Annotated in this window: 16 protein-coding genes; 15 read left to right on the top strand and 1 reads right to left on the bottom strand. The window is 61.7% G+C overall.

Annotated features, from left to right (window positions below):
- Position 1: 1 nt before the first annotated feature.
- The 11 genes from L9B60_RS12080 (at position 2) to L9B60_RS12030 (ending at position 10,352) form a co-directional block, all read left to right on the top strand.
- Positions 2 to 799: an SDR family oxidoreductase gene (locus L9B60_RS12080; RefSeq protein WP_249678915.1), complete on the top strand. Its 798-nt coding sequence runs from the start codon at positions 2 to 4 to the stop codon at positions 797 to 799.
- On the top strand, positions 792 to 2,474 hold the full coding sequence (locus tag L9B60_RS12075; protein ID WP_249678914.1) for a thiamine pyrophosphate-binding protein: 1,683 nt from the start codon (positions 792 to 794) through the stop codon (positions 2,472 to 2,474). Before L9B60_RS12080 ends, L9B60_RS12075 begins: the two co-directional genes overlap by 8 nt.
- Positions 2,475 to 2,484: 10 nt before the next feature.
- Positions 2,485 to 3,288, top strand: a complete 804-nt coding sequence (locus L9B60_RS12070) for an aspartate dehydrogenase (RefSeq protein ID WP_249678912.1) — start codon at positions 2,485 to 2,487, stop codon at positions 3,286 to 3,288.
- A gap of 10 nt (positions 3,289 to 3,298) precedes the next feature.
- Positions 3,299 to 4,795: an aldehyde dehydrogenase gene (locus L9B60_RS12065; RefSeq protein WP_249678911.1), complete on the top strand. Its 1,497-nt coding sequence runs from the start codon at positions 3,299 to 3,301 to the stop codon at positions 4,793 to 4,795.
- The gene (locus L9B60_RS12060; RefSeq protein WP_249678910.1) at positions 4,792 to 5,757 is read left to right on the top strand and encodes a VOC family protein; all 966 of its coding nucleotides are present in this window, start codon (positions 4,792 to 4,794) and stop codon (positions 5,755 to 5,757) included. Before L9B60_RS12065 ends, L9B60_RS12060 begins: the two co-directional genes overlap by 4 nt.
- Positions 5,754 to 6,071, top strand: coding sequence for a hypothetical protein (locus L9B60_RS12055; RefSeq protein WP_249678909.1), 318 nt, complete (start codon positions 5,754 to 5,756; stop codon positions 6,069 to 6,071). The genes L9B60_RS12060 and L9B60_RS12055 overlap by 4 nt, the downstream gene beginning before the upstream one ends.
- Before the next feature lies 1 nt (position 6,072).
- On the top strand, positions 6,073 to 6,300 hold the full coding sequence (locus tag L9B60_RS12050; protein ID WP_249678907.1) for a recombinase-like helix-turn-helix domain-containing protein: 228 nt from the start codon (positions 6,073 to 6,075) through the stop codon (positions 6,298 to 6,300).
- Between the two features lie 22 nt (positions 6,301 to 6,322).
- The gene (locus tag L9B60_RS12045) at positions 6,323 to 7,357 is read left to right on the top strand and encodes a Rieske 2Fe-2S domain-containing protein (protein WP_249678906.1); all 1,035 of its coding nucleotides are present in this window, start codon (positions 6,323 to 6,325) and stop codon (positions 7,355 to 7,357) included.
- Positions 7,354 to 7,791 carry a Rid family hydrolase gene (locus tag L9B60_RS12040; RefSeq protein ID WP_249678904.1) on the top strand — a complete coding sequence of 146 codons (438 nt, stop codon included), beginning with the start codon at positions 7,354 to 7,356 and terminating at the stop codon, positions 7,789 to 7,791. Before L9B60_RS12045 ends, L9B60_RS12040 begins: the two co-directional genes overlap by 4 nt.
- 3 nt (positions 7,792 to 7,794) lie before the next feature.
- Entirely contained in the window at positions 7,795 to 8,754 is a 960-nt protein-coding gene (locus tag L9B60_RS12035; RefSeq protein ID WP_249678902.1) for a PDR/VanB family oxidoreductase, read from the top strand.
- A 368-nt stretch (positions 8,755 to 9,122) separates the two neighbouring features.
- A complete protein-coding gene (locus tag L9B60_RS12030; RefSeq protein WP_249678899.1) occupies positions 9,123 to 10,352 on the top strand; it encodes a putative porin in 1,230 nt (409 codons plus the stop codon).
- Positions 10,353 to 10,450: 98 nt separating this feature from the next.
- Here L9B60_RS12030 and L9B60_RS12025 read toward each other — a convergent pair whose 3' ends face one another.
- On the bottom strand, positions 10,451 to 11,263 hold the full coding sequence (locus tag L9B60_RS12025) for a helix-turn-helix domain-containing protein (protein ID WP_249678898.1): 813 nt from the start codon (positions 11,261 to 11,263) through the stop codon (positions 10,451 to 10,453).
- A 188-nt stretch (positions 11,264 to 11,451) separates the two neighbouring features.
- Between L9B60_RS12025 and L9B60_RS12020 the strand changes: the two genes are divergently transcribed.
- From L9B60_RS12020 to L9B60_RS12005, 4 genes are read left to right on the top strand one after another with little or no spacing between them, the layout of a single operon-like run.
- Positions 11,452 to 12,900: an alanine/glycine:cation symporter family protein gene (locus L9B60_RS12020; protein ID WP_249678896.1), complete on the top strand. Its 1,449-nt coding sequence runs from the start codon at positions 11,452 to 11,454 to the stop codon at positions 12,898 to 12,900.
- Positions 12,901 to 13,659, top strand: a complete 759-nt coding sequence (locus tag L9B60_RS12015; RefSeq protein WP_249678895.1) for an aspartate/glutamate racemase family protein — start codon at positions 12,901 to 12,903, stop codon at positions 13,657 to 13,659. It begins immediately after the preceding gene.
- Positions 13,656 to 14,660, top strand: coding sequence for an asparaginase (locus L9B60_RS12010; protein WP_249678894.1), 1,005 nt, complete (start codon positions 13,656 to 13,658; stop codon positions 14,658 to 14,660). The genes L9B60_RS12015 and L9B60_RS12010 overlap by 4 nt, the downstream gene beginning before the upstream one ends.
- A 48-nt stretch (positions 14,661 to 14,708) precedes the next feature.
- The gene (locus tag L9B60_RS12005) at positions 14,709 to 15,701 is read left to right on the top strand and encodes an AraC family transcriptional regulator (protein ID WP_249678892.1); all 993 of its coding nucleotides are present in this window, start codon (positions 14,709 to 14,711) and stop codon (positions 15,699 to 15,701) included.
- Positions 15,702 to 15,776: the final 75 nt, after the last annotated feature.

Here is a 15,776-nt window from a genome sequence, read left to right as displayed (position 1 = left end):
GATGAGCCTTTATCAAATCGACGGCCGCACCGCGATTGTGACCGGGGGCTCCTCCGGTATCGGCTTGGCCTGCGTGGAACTGTTACTGGAAGCCGGCGCCAAAGTCGCCTTCTGTGGCCGTAACGAAGACCGCCTGCGCAGCGCCGAAGCGCAACTGCGCGAGCGCTTTCCCAACGCCCACCTGTTGGCCCAGCGCTGCGATGTGCTCGACGCAGCATCAGTACAGGCTTTCGCCACCGCCAGCCTGGCCGCGTTCGGCCCGGCACAAATGCTGATCAACAACGCCGGCCAAGGGCGCGTATCAACCTTTGCCGACACCACCGATGCAGCCTGGACCGAAGAGCTGAACCTGAAGTTCTTCTCGGTGATCAACCCGGTCCGCGCCTTCATGGGCCAGCTTGAGAGCCAAGCGAGCGCGGCCATTGTCTGCGTCAACTCGCTGCTGGCCAGCCAACCCGAGCCGCACATGGTCGCCACCTCGGCCGCCCGCGCCGGGCTTAAAAACCTGGTGCGTTCCATGGCTACCGAGTTCGCCGGAAATGGCATCCGAGTCAACGGCATCCTCATTGGCCTGGTGGAATCCGGCCAGTGGCGCCGGCGCTTCGAAGCCCGTGAAGAGCGCGAACTCGACTGGTCGCAATGGACCGCCCAACTGGCGCAACGCAAACACATTCCCCTGGGCCGCCTGGGCCTGCCCGTAGAGGCAGCCCGCGCGATCCTGTTCCTGGCTTCGCCCTTGTCGGCTTACACCACAGGCAGCCATATCGATGTTTCCGGAGGCCTGTCCCGCCATGCGTAACGACAACCAAGTCACCGTAGGTGCTGCTATTACCGCGTTCCTCGAACAATGCGACGTCAAGGCGGCGTTCGGGGTGATCTCGATCCACAACATGCCAATCCTCGACGCCTTCGCCGTACGTGGCAACATCCGCTTCGTGATGGCTCGCGGCGAAGCCGGCGCCACCAACATGGCCGATGCCTATGCTCGCACCACTGGCGGCCTGGGCGTGTGCCTGACCTCTACCGGCACGGCGGCAGGCAACGCCGCAGGTGCCATGGTCGAAGCACAGACCGCAGGCACCCCGCTGCTGCACATCACCGGCCAGATCGAAACCCAGTATCTGGATCAGGAGTTCGCTTACATCCACGAAGCCCGTGATCAGCTGACCATGCTTAAAGCCGTGTCCAAAGCGGCCTTCCGCGTGCGTAGCGTGGAAACCGCGCTGAGCACCATGAAGCTGGCGGTGCAAACGGCCCTCACGGCACCGACTGGCCCCGTGAGCGTCGAAATCCCGATCGACATCCAATCCACCTTCATCACCATGCCGACCGACCTCGCGCCGCTGCCGATCCCGGTGGCCGTACCCGCAACTGAGGCGCTGGACGCTTTAGCCGAGCGCATGGCCGGTGCCAAGCGCCCGATGCTCTGGTTGGGCGGCGGTGCTCGTCACGCCGGCAAGCAAGTTAAGCGCTTGCTGGACATGGGCGTCGGTGTGATCACCTCTACCCAAGGCCGCGGCGTGGTCAACGAAGATGACCTGCGCTGCCTGGGCGCCTTCTCGCAGAACCGCGCCGTGGAACAGTTCATGCAGTCGTGCGACGTGCTGCTGGTGGCCGGCTCGCGCCTGCGCTCCAACGAGACCTTCAAGTACGCGCTGAAACTGCCGCAAACCACCCTGCGCATCGACGCCAACCCCGCAATCGAAGGCCGCAGCTACTCCAGCGACTTGTTCGTTTGTGGCGATACCGCCCTGGCACTGGACGGCTTGGCCGATCGATTGGCAGGTCGCCTGAATATAGACCCAATGTTCCACGTGGAACTAAATGCGGTGCGTGCCAAGTCCCGTGAGCAACTGACGGCCGACTTGGGGCCCTACTCTGCCTTGGTGGAACAACTGCAAGCCGTGACCGGCCGCAACTTTTCCTGGGTGCGCGACGTCACGCTGTCCAACAGCATCTGGGGCAACCGCTTGATTAACCTGTACCACCCGCAAGCCGGTGTTCACGCCTTGGGCGGCGGTATCGGCCAAGCGCTGGCCATGGGCATTGGCGCCGCAGTGGCAGCGGCAGAAACCGCACCCCAGCGCAAAGTGTTCGCATTGGCAGGCGACGGCGGCTTCATCCTCAACCTGGGTGAAATGGCGACCCTGGTGCAGGAGAAGGCCAATGTGGTGATCCTGCTAATGAACGACCAGCGTTATGGCGTTATCCGCAACATCCAGGACGCGATCTATGGCGCCCGCCACGCCTACGTGGAGTTGCATACCCCGAACTACACCCAGTTGGCCGAGTCCATGGGCCTGCGCCACGCAGTGGTCAGCGACCTTAAGGACTTTAGCGGCGTTATCGAAGGCGCCCTCGCCCAACCGGGCCCGTTCCTGCTGGAAGTGGACATGCTTGCGGTTGGCGGTTTCGCCACCCAGTTCGCCGGCCCGCCCAACAGCGAAACCAAGGCTCAGAAGGCCACTGCCTGAGGACCGCGCCATGTTGCATATCACCATGATCGGCTGCGGCGCCATTGGCGTCGGCGTGCTGGAACTGCTGGAGAAGGACCCTACCCTGTGCGTTGACCACGTCATCGCCTCGGCCGGGTCCGAGGACCTGGTGCGCCAGCGCCTGGCCAGCTTCAAGAACCCGCCGCAGGTACTCACTGCCTTGCCGGCCAATGCACGCCCCGACCTGCTGGTTGAGTGCGCCGGCCACAAGGCCATTGAAGAGCACGTGTTGCCCGCATTGGAACGCGGTATTGCCTGCCTGATCGTGTCGGTGGGTGCACTGTCAGAAGTTGGCCTGGTTGAGCGGCTGGAGGCTGCGGCAGATCGCGGCAACACCCGCATCGAGCTGCTACCCGGCGCCATCGGTGGCATCGATGCGCTGTCGGCGGCCAAGGTTGGCGGATTGGACTCGGTCAGCTACACCGGCCGCAAACCGGCCCGCGCCTGGAAAAACACGCCGGGTGAGCTGGCCTGCGACCTGGACACCATCACCGAAGCCACGGTGATTTTCCAGGGCAGCGCCCGCGAAGCTGCGCAGCTGTACCCGAAAAACGCCAACGTGGCGGCCACCTTGTCCTTGGCGGGCATCGGCTTGGATCGCACCCAAGTCACGCTGATCGCCGACCCGTTGAGCGACGAAAACGTGCACCAGTTCGAAGCCCGCGGCGCCTTTGGCGGTTTCGAGCTGAGCCTGCGCGGCAAACCGTTGCAAGCCAACCCCAAGACCTCGGCCCTGACCGTCTACAGCGTGGTCCGTGCCCTGGGTAACCACGCCCATGCGATTTCCATCTAAGGGGAAGCCGATGACTCTCGAACAGACTCTGCCCATCTGCATCGCCGGCACCTGGCGCCTGGGCCGTGGCGACCGCTACGCCACACGCTACCCTGCCACCGGTGAACCCGTGGCTTGGCTCAACGCCGCCAACCTGGACGATGTGGAAGACGCCGTGCAAGGTGCGCATCAAGCTTTTCTCAACAGTGGCTGGGCCCAGCGCAAGCCCCACGAACGCGCAAGCGTGTTGTACCGTATCGCCACCTTGATCCGTGAACGCAGCGAAGAACTCGCCCAACTGCAGCGCCAGGACAACGGCAAGCCCATCGGCGAAACCCGCGCCTTGGTCGCCAGCGCAGCCGGTACCTTTCAGTTTTTTGCCGCTGCCTGTGAAACCCTGGAAGAAACCATCACGCCGTCGCGCGGTGATTTCGTCACCATGAGCGTGTACGAACCGATGGGTGTGGTCGCGGCCATCACGCCGTGGAACTCACCGATTGCCAGCGAAGCGCAAAAGGTCGCCCCTGCCCTGGCAGCCGGCAACGCGGTAGTGATTAAACCGGCGGAAATCACCCCACTGATGGCCCTGCAATTGGCGCAAATCTGCGAAGACGCGGGCCTGCCCAAAGGCTTGATCAGCGTACTTCCGGGCAAGGGCTCGCTGCTGGGTGATGCCCTGACCCAGCACCCGCTGATCAAGCGTGTGTCGTTTACCGGTGGCACCAAGACCGGCAAGCACATCGCCCACATCGCCGCCGACAAGATGATGCCGGTGTCGTTGGAACTGGGCGGCAAGTCGCCGACCATCGTGCTCGATGACGCCGACCTCGACCACGCAGTGGCTGGCGTGTTGTACGGCATTTTCAGCTCATCGGGCGAGGCCTGCATCGCCGGCTCGCGGCTGTTCGTGGCGCGCCCGCTATACGAAACCTTTATGGAGCGCCTGACGGTTGCGGCCGCCAAGATCCGTGTTGGCGACCCAGCCGATGAGCACACCCAGATGGGCCCGCTGATCAGCGCCGCCCACCGCGAATCCGTGGAACGCTACGTGGCCCTGGGCCAAGCCGAAGGCGGCACCTTGCGCCTGGGTGGCCAGCGCCCCACCGGGGGGATCTACGACCAAGGCTTTTTCTACCCGCCGACCATCCTTGAGGGCCTGAGCAACAGCCAGCAAACCTGCCAGGAAGAGATCTTCGGCCCGGTGTTGGTGGCCATGCCGTTCGATGACGAAGCCGACCTGATCGAGCAGGCCAATGACAGCTTGTACGCCTTGGCCGCCGGTATCTGGAGCCGCGACTACAAACGCGCCTGGGCCTTGGGCCGCAAGATCCAGGCGGGCACGGTGTGGATCAACACCTACAAGCAGTTCTCGATTTCCACACCCTTTGGCGGCTGGCGCGACAGCGGCCTGGGCCGTGAAAAAGGCCGCTTGGGGATCCTGCAATACATGGAACAGAAGAGCCTCTACTGGGGCATGAACGAACAGCCACTGGCCTGGGCCAGCGGGCACCGAGAGGTAGCGTCATGAGCGTTTTAGGTATTGATGAAGTCACCTACGGCGTCGAGGACCTCGACACCTGTGCACGCTTCTTCAGCGACTGGGGCCTGAATAAGGTCAGCGAACAACCCGACGAGGTGATCTTCGAAACCCTCAACGGTTGCCGCGTGGTATTGGCCGCCATCGACAAGCCAGGCTTGCCAGACGCCATCGAAGCCGGCTCCACCGTGCGCGAAGTGGTGTGGGGCGTGGAAAGCGAAGCGGACTTGGCGCTGTACAGCGAGCGCATCGCCAACGACCCAGGCTTTGTCGAAGGCAATGGGCGCATCGGCTGCACCGACCCCAATGGCCTGGCGATCCGTTTGCAGGTAACCCGCAAACGCGAGCTGGACATCGAATGCAGCGGCCACAACACCTGGCAAACCAAGGGCCGCATCAACAAGCCTGCGCCCATCTACGAGCGCGCCACACCCATCGAAGTCGGCCACGTGGTGTTTTTCGTCAAGGACGTCAACGCCTGCGAAGCCTTCTACAACGAGCGCTTCGGCTTCCAGGCCTCGGACCGCTACCCCAACCGCGGCGCCTTTTTACGCACCGCCGAGGAAGGTGGCCACCACGACCTGTTCATGCTGCAGCTGCCTGCCCCGCGTGCCGGCCTTAATCACGTGGCCTTCACCGTGCGCGACGTGCATGAAGTGTTTGGCGGTGGCATGCACATCTCGCGCAGCGGTTGGGCCACAGAGATCGGCCCGGGGCGCCACCCGGTGTCGTCGGCGTTCTTCTGGTACTTCAAAAACCCGGCCGGCGCCTTGATCGAATACTACGCCGACGAAGACCAACTGACCGGCGAGTGGGAGCCTCGCGAGTTCGAGCCAGGCCCGACTATTTTCGCCGAGTGGGCAATTGCCGGCGGCATCGATGGCAACACCCGTCGCCAGCAAAACGTCGAAGCGCCGCAAGGCAAATTCCTTACGGATAAACCCAAGCCATGAGCGAAACCCTGCTGCTGACGGTCGTGCTCAAGCACGACCAGAGCAAGAACCTGGAACAGATCCAGGCCCACATGAAGCAAATGGGCTGGTGGGACAGCTTCCCGCCGCAGGGCGTGGAAGTGGTGTCCTGGACCGTCGCCATGGGCCTGGGCCAGATCGTCACCCTGCGCTTGCCGCCGCACTTGCTGGGCAAGGTCAACGTCGAGCTGGAGCGCTCGGCCTGGGGTGTGTTCCGCACCGAATGCTACGCCACCTACGACTTTATCCCCGTGCGCGAAATGATCCGCGAACGGGTACGCAATGGAGGTCAATGACATGAGCACCACCGAACGTTACCTGGAGCCCCATCAGGCCCGCCAGCGCCCGAACACCCAGTTTGAAGAACTGCTGGGCGACTCCATCGAGCGCGCCTACGGCAGTGGCATTGCCGACCTGCCCGCGCTGCTGGCGCACCTGAACCACGCCGGCCCGCCCTGCCCGCTGACCACCGGCGAGTGGACCGAAGACGCCTACAAGACCCTGATGGCCCGGCTGGGCGCGTAAGACGCCCAAAGGTAGATAAGACATGAATATGCACGTGACCGCTGATCCTGTTGAGAACCTCCTGGCCAACGGCCTGAAAGACTTGTGGTTCCCTGTTTTACCCTCCGACCAGTTGGGCGAAAAACCTGTCTCCGTGCGCCGCATGGGCTACAAGATCGCCCTGTGGCGCGACAACGACGGCAGCGTCCATGCCCTGGAAGACCATTGCCCGCACCGCGGTGCCCCGCTGTCCCAAGGACCGGTATTGGGCGATCGCCTGCAATGCCCTTACCACGGCGTGGAAGTGCGCTGCGACGGCACCGTCACCAAGGTGCCCGGCAGCCCAGGCTGCAAACTTGAGGGTGCCCGCCCTACCCGCATGTTCCACACCCGTGAAGCCGCCGGTGCGATTTTTCTGTTCAACGCCACCGACCCGCACCTGGAAACGCCGCCGCAGCTTGAATTGCCCGAACAGTTGACCTCGCCCGAGTGGAGCAGCTTCGTTTGCTATACCGAGTGGAAAGGCGACTACCGCTACGTGCTCGACAACGTCATGGACCCGATGCACGGCACCTACCTGCACAAGATGTCGCACTCGATGAGTGAAGGTGAAGCCACCGCCAAGTTCGTCACCCGTGACACCGAGCAGGGTTTCTTCTTCGAGAAAGAAGGCCAGCGTGGCGTGAACTTTGACTGGACCGAGTTCGTCGACAATGGCTGCCACTGGTTGCGTCTGGAAATCCCTTACCCGAAAACCGGTGGCCCGGGCGGCAACTTCACCATCATCGGCAGCTACACCCCCAGCAGCCGCAACTTGGCTGCAGTGTTCCACTGGCGTTGCCGCCCACTGACCGGCTGGCAGCGTGACACCTGGCGCTTCCTCTACAAGAACCGCCTGGAAGCCCGCCACTGGGCCGTGCTGGAACAGGACCGTGTGCTGCTGGAGTTCATGGAAGCCGACGCCAACCAGCGCGAAAACCTCTACGCCCACGACCTGGGCGTGGTGCGCCTGCGCCGTTACCTGAAAGGCAAGGCAAAGGCCCAGCTGGAACTGATCGACGCGAAGCAGCTGTCATGAGTACCGCCGTTCAGCGCATCAAGGCGTCGCAGTTGACCGAACTGGCCACCGCCACCTGGTCCAACGCCCTGCTGATCGGCAACGAGGTGGTGATGTCCGGCATGACCGGGCATCCCGCCACCCGCACCGCAGCCCTGGCCGGCGCGCCGCTGGACGCCTATGCGCAAACGCTGGTAGTGCTGAACAAAGCGCGCTCGCTGGTGGAAGCGGCTGGCGGGCATGTGGGCAATATCTACCGGCTGACGATTTACCTCACAGCCATCGCCGACAAGGATGAAGTGGGCCGTGCCCGCCGCGATTTTTTCCACGGCTTTGCCGCCTACCCTACCTCCACCCTGGTTGAAGTGAGCGCCCTGGTGTTCCCGGAACTGCGGGTGGAAATCGAAGCCAGCGCCCGGCTCGATGTTGATTTGCGCACTGCGCAGGAGAGCTGACCGATGTCCAATGCAACTACCATCACAGCGCTGGTGCACACCCTGCGCTACGAAGCCGAAGGGATCATCAGCGTGGAACTGCGGCCTTACGGTGATACGGTTTTCACGCCGTTCGAAGCCGGCTCGCACATCGACCTGCACCTGCCCAATGGGTTGGTGCGCAGTTACTCGCTGCTCAATTCGCCGAGCGACCAAGGCCGCTATGTGGTCGGCATTTTGCGCGACCGCAAAAGCCGCGGCGGCTCGGAGTACGTACACGGGCAACTGCGCGTGGGCATGCAACTGAGCATCTCGCAGCCACGCAACAATTTTGCCCTGGACCTGAACGCCAAGCACAGCGTGCTGGTGGCAGGCGGCATTGGTATCACGCCGATCTACTGCATGTTCCGCCAATTGCTGGCGCTGGGTAAATCCGCCGAGCTGATCTACTGCGCCCGGTCGCGCAAGGAAGCCGCCCTGCTGGAGCACCTGAGCGGTGTGGAGGCCAAGGTGGTTTACCACTTCAACGACGAGAAAGGCCTGGCGCCGGACTTGGCCGCCTACCTTGCGGGCCAGCCGAGCGATACGCACTTTTATTGCTGCGGCCCCACGCCGATGCTCGATGCCTTTGAAAACACCTGCGAAGGCCTGGGTTATCCACATGCCCATATCGAACGCTTCACGGCAGCCGAACTGCCGCCAGCAGACGATGCACACAGCAGTTACAGCGTGGAGCTGAAGAAGTCCGGCAAGACACTCAACGTGGAACCGGGTCTTAATCTGCTAGATGTTTTGCTGCAGGCCGGTTGCGATATTGAATACAGCTGTCGCGAAGGGGTCTGCGGCTCGTGCGAAACAAAAGTACTGGACGGCGATATCGACCATCGCGACGGTGTATTGACCAAAGCGGAGCGCGCGGCCAATAAATCAATGATGGTGTGTGTTTCCGGTTGCAAGAGCCGTCGGTTGGTACTTGATATATAACCGCTGGCGTTATTAATAAGCCGGCCCTTCCAGCCGGCTTTTTCATGGGCGCTGTTTAATGAGACGGCCCATAAGTGTCCATGGCGCACACAGTGCGCACCGGCGCTGGGCACCGCTGTTACCAAGGGTTGCGGGCGTTTCACGGGTGACACGGACGGCCGCGTTCCACATATAATCCACTGATAATAAAGACTTTATTTTAATAAAATAGCCAATGCCAGAGCTGGCATAGTTCCTGCTATTTCTAATTGAGTTCACACTTAACACAGTGTGCCACCTATAAAACACTTCAGTCATTGCGAGTATTTACGCAGACGGGAAAGTGTTGCCAATCACTTGATACATTCGATTAACCCGGTGAGGTCGTGATGAACAAGTTTGTAGTGTGTCTGGGTCTGATGGTCAGCAGTGTCGCCAGTTTCGCATCCGAACCTGGCCCTGCCGCGCCGGATCAACCGGCCAGTGTAAAAAAGCCTTTCCCGCACATTGCCTGGCGCAGTGATGATGGCGACAGCAGCCTGGACATCGGCGGCGCACTGCGCACCAACTACCGCGACGAACATTGGACCACCACCGAGAACAATGGCCGTTTCCTGTTCGACACCTTCCGCCTGGATGTCAAAGCCACTTACAAGCAGGCCTATGGCGATATCAGCTATTGGTTCCAGGACGACGGTAAACATTCGGTGGACCACGGGTTCGCCGGTTACAAACTGAACAGCGCGTCCAACCTGCAACTGGGTGCCCCGTTCAAACCGTTCGGCCTGGAACCTTACCCACAGTTCGGCTGGAGCTACCACATCCCCTTTTTTATGGGTTACGGCGTCAGCGCTGGCGCGGGCCTCAAGTATTCCTACAAAGACAAGGATTGGGACGTGCAACTGGGTTTCTTCCCGCGCATGTTGCCCACCGACATCCGCTACTCGCCGGAGATCGGCCGGTACGCCGACCTTAAAGATAACGCCGTGGCCTTCACCCAGTCGCGCCAGGACAACGAGAAACGCAACCAGGTCAACGCCCGCGTGGCACGCACCTTCAAGGGTGAGGACTGGTCCAGCGAAATCGGCGCCTCCCTGGCGGCCTCACAACTGTACAACGACACCACCCACGATAACGGCAGCTACTGGGCTGGCGGCGTGCATGCGATCTTCAACACCGGCCCCTGGACCGTCACCACCCAGGGCATCCGCTACGAGTACGACCCGAAAAACCCCACCGGCACCAGCAACGACTCAGTGCTGATGGGCGGTAATGGCCTGACCCCGGCGTACCTGATCGCGGCCAAGGCCACCATTGCCTCGCTTAACGTGGGCTACGACATCTACACCCCAAGCCTGGGCCAGTTGAAGAAGATCAAGCTCTACAACGACTACAGCCGCATGATGAAAGACAAAAGCGGCTGGGACGACTCGCAGATGTTCACCGTGGGCGCGCAATTCATTGCGATGCCGATCATGGCGTGGGTGGACTTCACCTGGGCGAAAAACGCCAACCCCTTTGGTGGCGCGGAGAACGGCACCGGGTGGACGAGCACCTCGTCGGTTGGCAGCAATGAATGGTATTACCGCACCAACGTTAACATTGGGTATTACTTCTGATCGAAACGGCGGTGCGTCAGGCGCACAAATACCAGTAGGAGCGGATTCATCCGCGAAAAGCACACCGCGGTGCATCAGGCGAATTGCGGCGCGGTACATCAACCGATCTGAAACAACCCATCCACCACCTGCGTCTGCGCCAGCCGCTCACGCAGGTCGGCATCGATCTCCGGGTCATCCGGGCGGTACAGGCGCACTTTGCGGTAGGCGCTGACCCGGTTGACCTGCTCGCCCAGGTACTCCCACACCACCCTTGAGCATGCAGGCGTGCGCTGGTCGTTGGAAGACACGCCGATCTTCAGGCCGTTGAGCCGGGTGATGCGGCTTTTGTAGCTGGGGATCAAAACCGTCTGGCAGATTTCATTCGAAGTCAGCGACTCGTAATCCATGAAAAACAGCCGATTTTGCAGGTAGTACGCCACGCCCAAATAGCGGTAGCGCTCGTATTCCTCGCCCTTGCCGGTACGGGTTTGCAGACGTTCGCTGCGCTCGTAGGTATAGTGCCCGCCCTCTTCGCGCAAGTGGACCAATGAACACAGGATGTGTCCGGGTGCCGACATCGAGTGGTAGTACTCGTGGTAGTACCCCACGTGGGCCGCAAGCTCGGACGACGAGCGTTGGCGCAGGTGATCGAGAATACGCTGCGGGGCCGTGGCTTCGGACTGCTCGGTAGAAGGCTTTGAACGCACGCCGATCAGGCGAGCGAACTGTTCGGCCGGCAAGCCGATCTCATATTCCTCTACACCGAAGAAATCACAGATGCGCTTGAGGTTGTAAGGCGTCGGCAGGCTTTGCCCGTTCAGGTATTTGTTGAACTGGGCGCGGTTGATGTCCAGGCGCCGGCACACCTCGGCGATCGATGGGTAATGCCGACAAAGCAGCTGCAAATTGGCGGGGAGGTATTCACGCATGGCACTGCTCGTCGGATTGGCGCTAGAGAGCGCGAAGGTAGCATCAACTAGCATCATTTTCTAACAACCAGCGAAATTGCTCCAGCTTGATCAATCGCGAACCATTTGCGCCCTGGAAACTGGACGCTGCCGATTGCATCCGAGCCAGTCAAATTCGCCATCAAAAGAAAAACAGCGAGGAAATATCCATGCTTGAAGTCATCAACGACTTCCTCTCGGGCAAAGTACTGATCCTGCTCATCGTCGGGCTGGGCAGCTACTTCACGATTCGCTCGCGTTTCGTTCAACTTCGCCACTTTTTCCACATGTTCGCGGTATTCCGCGACAGCCTGAAAAGCAGCGCCGGGCAACTCAGCTCGTTCCAGGCACTGATGCTCAGCCTGGCTGGCCGCGTAGGCGCCGGCAACATCGCAGGTGTGGGCATCGCCGTGACCTTGGGTGGCCCGGGCGCAGTGTTCTGGATGTGGGTGACCGCGCTGGTCGGCATGTCCAGTAGCTTCTTCGAATGCTCCCTGGGCCAGCTATACAAACGCTGCGACTCGCAAGGGCAATACCGCGGCGGCCCGTCGTACTACATCCAGCATGGCCTGGGTAAACGCTGGTTAGGCATGGTCATGGCAGTGTTGCTGCTGGTGACCTTCGGCTTCGCCTTCAACGGCCTGCAGTCCCACGCCGTTACCCACTCGCTGAACAATGCATTCGGCCTGAACACCACCTACACCGGTATCGGCCTGGCCGTGCTGCTGGGGCTGGTGTTCGTCGGCGGCATTAAGCGTATCGCCAAGGTGGCGGACCTGCTGGTACCGGTCAAAACCCTGGTGTACATCGGCGTGACCCTGTACGTCATCGTGCTGCAGTTCGATCACGTGCCCGCCATGCTGGAAACCATCGTGAAAAGCGCCTTTGGCCTGGACCAGGCCTTCGGTGGCCTGGTGGGCAGCGCCATCGTGATGGGCGTGAAACGTGGTGTTTTCGCCAACGAAGCCGGCCTGGGCAGCGCGCCTAACGTGGCTGCCGTGGCCCAGGTCGAGCACCCGGTGGCACAAGGCGTGGTGCAAGCGTTTAGCGTGTTCCTGGACACCTTCGTGATCTGCACCTGTACCGCCCTGCTGATCCTGTTGTCAGGCTTTTACACCCCGGGCTTCGAAGGTGACGGCATCGCCCTGACCCAGAACTCCCTGGCGGCCGTAGTGGGCGATTGGGGCCGGATGTTCATCAGCGTGGCCCTGGCCCTGTTCGTGTTCACCTCGATCCTCTACAACTACTACCTGGGCGAGAACAGCCTGCGCTTTATCCTCGGTGAAAACCGCAAGGCACTGATCGGCTACCGCGGCCTGGTGTTGGCACTGATCCTGTGGGGCGCCGTGGAAGACCTGGGCACCGTGTTCGCCTTCGCCGACATCACCATGACCCTGCTGGCCTTCGTCAACCTGATCGCCCTGGCGATGCTGTTCAAGATTGGCCTGCGCCTGCTCAAGGACTACGACGCCCAGCGTAAAGCCGGTGTAAAAACCCCGGTGTTCGATTCCAGCCAGTTCGCTGACCTGGACCTGGACACCAAAGCCTGGCCTGCACTGCCAGCCACCGCTGCCACTGCCGAACCACTGCCGCACGGCGTGGTTCAGACCCAGCGCTAAGTGGCCGGGGCATACCTGCCCACCGACCTGAGCCGCAGCGACTATGTCGCCCGGCCCAGGCTCGGGATCATTACCGGCTCGGGTCCCGAAGCCGGTATGGATATGTGGGCCAAGCTGCTTGGAGAGAACCGCCGCCGCCTGGGCGCAGCCTTTCGCGGCGATCTCGACGCACCGGCACTGACCATCGTCTCAGACCCCGAACTGGGCCTGTCGATGGAGCTGGAAAAGACCGAGGAGCAAGTCTGGCAAGCGTTGCGCGATGATATTTACGCGCTCAACGGCAGGGTCAGCGCCTTCAGCATTGCCTGCAACACCCTGAATCTTTTTGCCGAACGTATTCGCGGTCTGGACCTGCAAAGCGAGTTCATCTCGTTTTACGATGTGTTGCAGGCGCACCTGCACAAGGCTGGCACCCAACGCATCTGCCTGCTGGGCGCCCGCCCGGTGGCGGAACTGGGCATCTGGTCACCGTACCGGGGCCTGGTGGACATCGTTGAGTGCGAAGCGGTGCCTGCGGCCGAACAATTGCATCAGTTGATCTATGACATCAAGGCGCTGGGTGCCGGGCACTCGAGCCTGCGCCCGCGCTTTGCCGAACTGCTGGCCGGTATCCAGGCAGACACCGTGCTGCTGGCCTGCACCGAATTGCCGCTGATCGCCGATATTGCGACAGACAAGACTCTGGTCGATGTCACTCAATTGGTGGTCGAGGCAATGCTCGACCACACTGGCCTGAAGACCAAGGAGAATGGGCAATGAACCCAGTCACTGCACACCCCGCACAGCATGTCCGGGTCATCTATACCGGCGGCACCATCGGCATGCAAGCCAGCGCCAACGGCCTGGCCCCGGCTTCCGGTTTTGAAGCGCGGATGAGCGAGCAACTGGCCCATGTGCCCGACTTGGTCGTACCGGCCTGGTCATTTCGCGAAATGCAGCCGCTGATCGACAGCGCCAACATGACACCGGGCTACTGGCAGCAGTTGCGTGAAGCGATCATCGAAGCCGTGGACGTCGACGGCTGCGACGCCGTGCTGGTGTTGCATGGCACCGATACCCTGGCCTACAGCGCTGCGGCGATGAGCTTCCAGTTACTGGGCCTACCGGCGCCTGTGCTGTTCACCGGCTCCATGCTGCCGGCCGGTGTAGCCGACAGCGATGCCTGGGAAAATCTCAACGGCGCGCTGATCGCCCTGGGCTTGGGCATGGCGCCAGGCGTGCGCCTGTACTTTCACGGCGAACTGCTGACCCCTACCCGCTGCGCCAAGGTGCGCAGCTACGGGCGCAACCCGTTCGCTAACCTGCAGCGCTTCGGCGGCGGCACACCGGTTGGCGCGCTGCCCCAAGCCCTTGGCTATCGCACTGCCAAGCAGCCGGCCAATGTTACGGTGCTGCCGTTGTTCCCAGGCTTTGGCGCCCAGCCTTTGCAGGCCGTGTTGGCCAGCGGTACCCAGGCGCTGATCCTCGAATGCTTTGGCAGCGGCACTGGCCCTTGCGACAATGCCCAGTTCCTCGACGCCCTGCGCAGCGCCCACGAGCGCGGCATTGTGGTGGTCGCCGTCACCCAATGCCACGAAGGTGGCGTGGAGCTGGATATCTACGAAGCCGGCAGCCGCCTGCGTGAAGTGGGCGTGTTGTCTGGCGGCGGCATGACCCGTGAAGCCGCTTTCGGCAAACTGCATGCATTGCTGGGCGCAGGCCTGCCCGTGGACGAGATTCGCCGCCTGGTGGAACTTGATCTATGCGGTGAGCTGCTCTAGGGCATAAACCTTGCTCGGTATTTGCCGTTATCTCAGCGGATACCGAGCATGCTCCACTCGCACCTCACTACCCTCAACGCCGTGTCCCTGGTGTTGAATACCTTCAAGGCCGAAGGCCTTTCCAGCGCGGCGTTGCTGGCCGGCAGCGGCATCAGCCCCGCAGACCTTGAGCGTTCCGACCCACGCATCACCACCAGCCAGGAAATGCAGGTGTGTGCCAATGCCGTGGCGTTGCGCCCGGAAATCGGCCTGGAACTGGGCAAGCGCATGCACGTTTCGGCCTATGGCATGCTTGGCTACGCCCTGCTCTCGAGTGCCACCTTAGGTGACGCTTTGCGCCTGGCCCTGCAATACCCGGCACTGCTGGGAACACTTTTCGACCTGCGCCTGGAAGAGCACGGCGAGCTGATCTGGCTGACCGCCAACGACTACAACGATAGCCCGTCACTTGCCGTGTTCAATGCCGAGCTGTGCCTGATGTCGATGAAGGTGATTTGTGACGACATTCTCGGGAGGCCGTTGCAATTGGAAGGTGTGCGCTTTGCCCATCCAGCCCCCAAGCATCAGGCCGACTACACCCCAAGCTTTGAATGCCCGGTTGAATTCAACGCCATCGGGCATGGCTTTGCCTTCTCGAAAAGCTGGTTGGCACACGCTTCGCCCCTCGCCGACCCCGTGACTCATCGGGCCATGGCCGAGCGTTGCCGGCGGGAAAACACTGAATACACTGGCCGCCAAGCCTGGCTGGGGCGCATCCGCCAACTGCTGGCCGCGCAACTGAACGCCGCCCCCGGCCTGGAGGGCCTGGCCCGACAAATGAAGTGCTCGGCGCGCACCTTGCGCAGGCACTTGCAGGAGCTGGGCAGCAGCTACCAAGACCTGCTGGACGAACTGCGCTTTGAACGCGCCAAGCAGTTGCTCAATAATGATGAACTGCCGGTTTACCGAATCGCCGAGGAATTGGGCTTCAGTGAAACCGCCAGTTTCCGCCACGCATTTGTCCGTTGGAGCGGCGTCGCCCCAAGCCACTTCCGCACTTGAACAGTGCATAACGGTTTAAAAAAGGGCGAAATACGGACATGCGCCCTGGCCATATCGATCCCCTTTTGGCCATTC

This window comes from Pseudomonas abieticivorans (assembly GCF_023509015.1).
Lineage (GTDB): Bacteria > Pseudomonadota > Gammaproteobacteria > Pseudomonadales > Pseudomonadaceae > Aquipseudomonas > Aquipseudomonas abieticivorans.
Note: the sequence above shows the minus strand (reverse complement) of the source record. Positions and strands in the feature narration are given on the sequence as shown.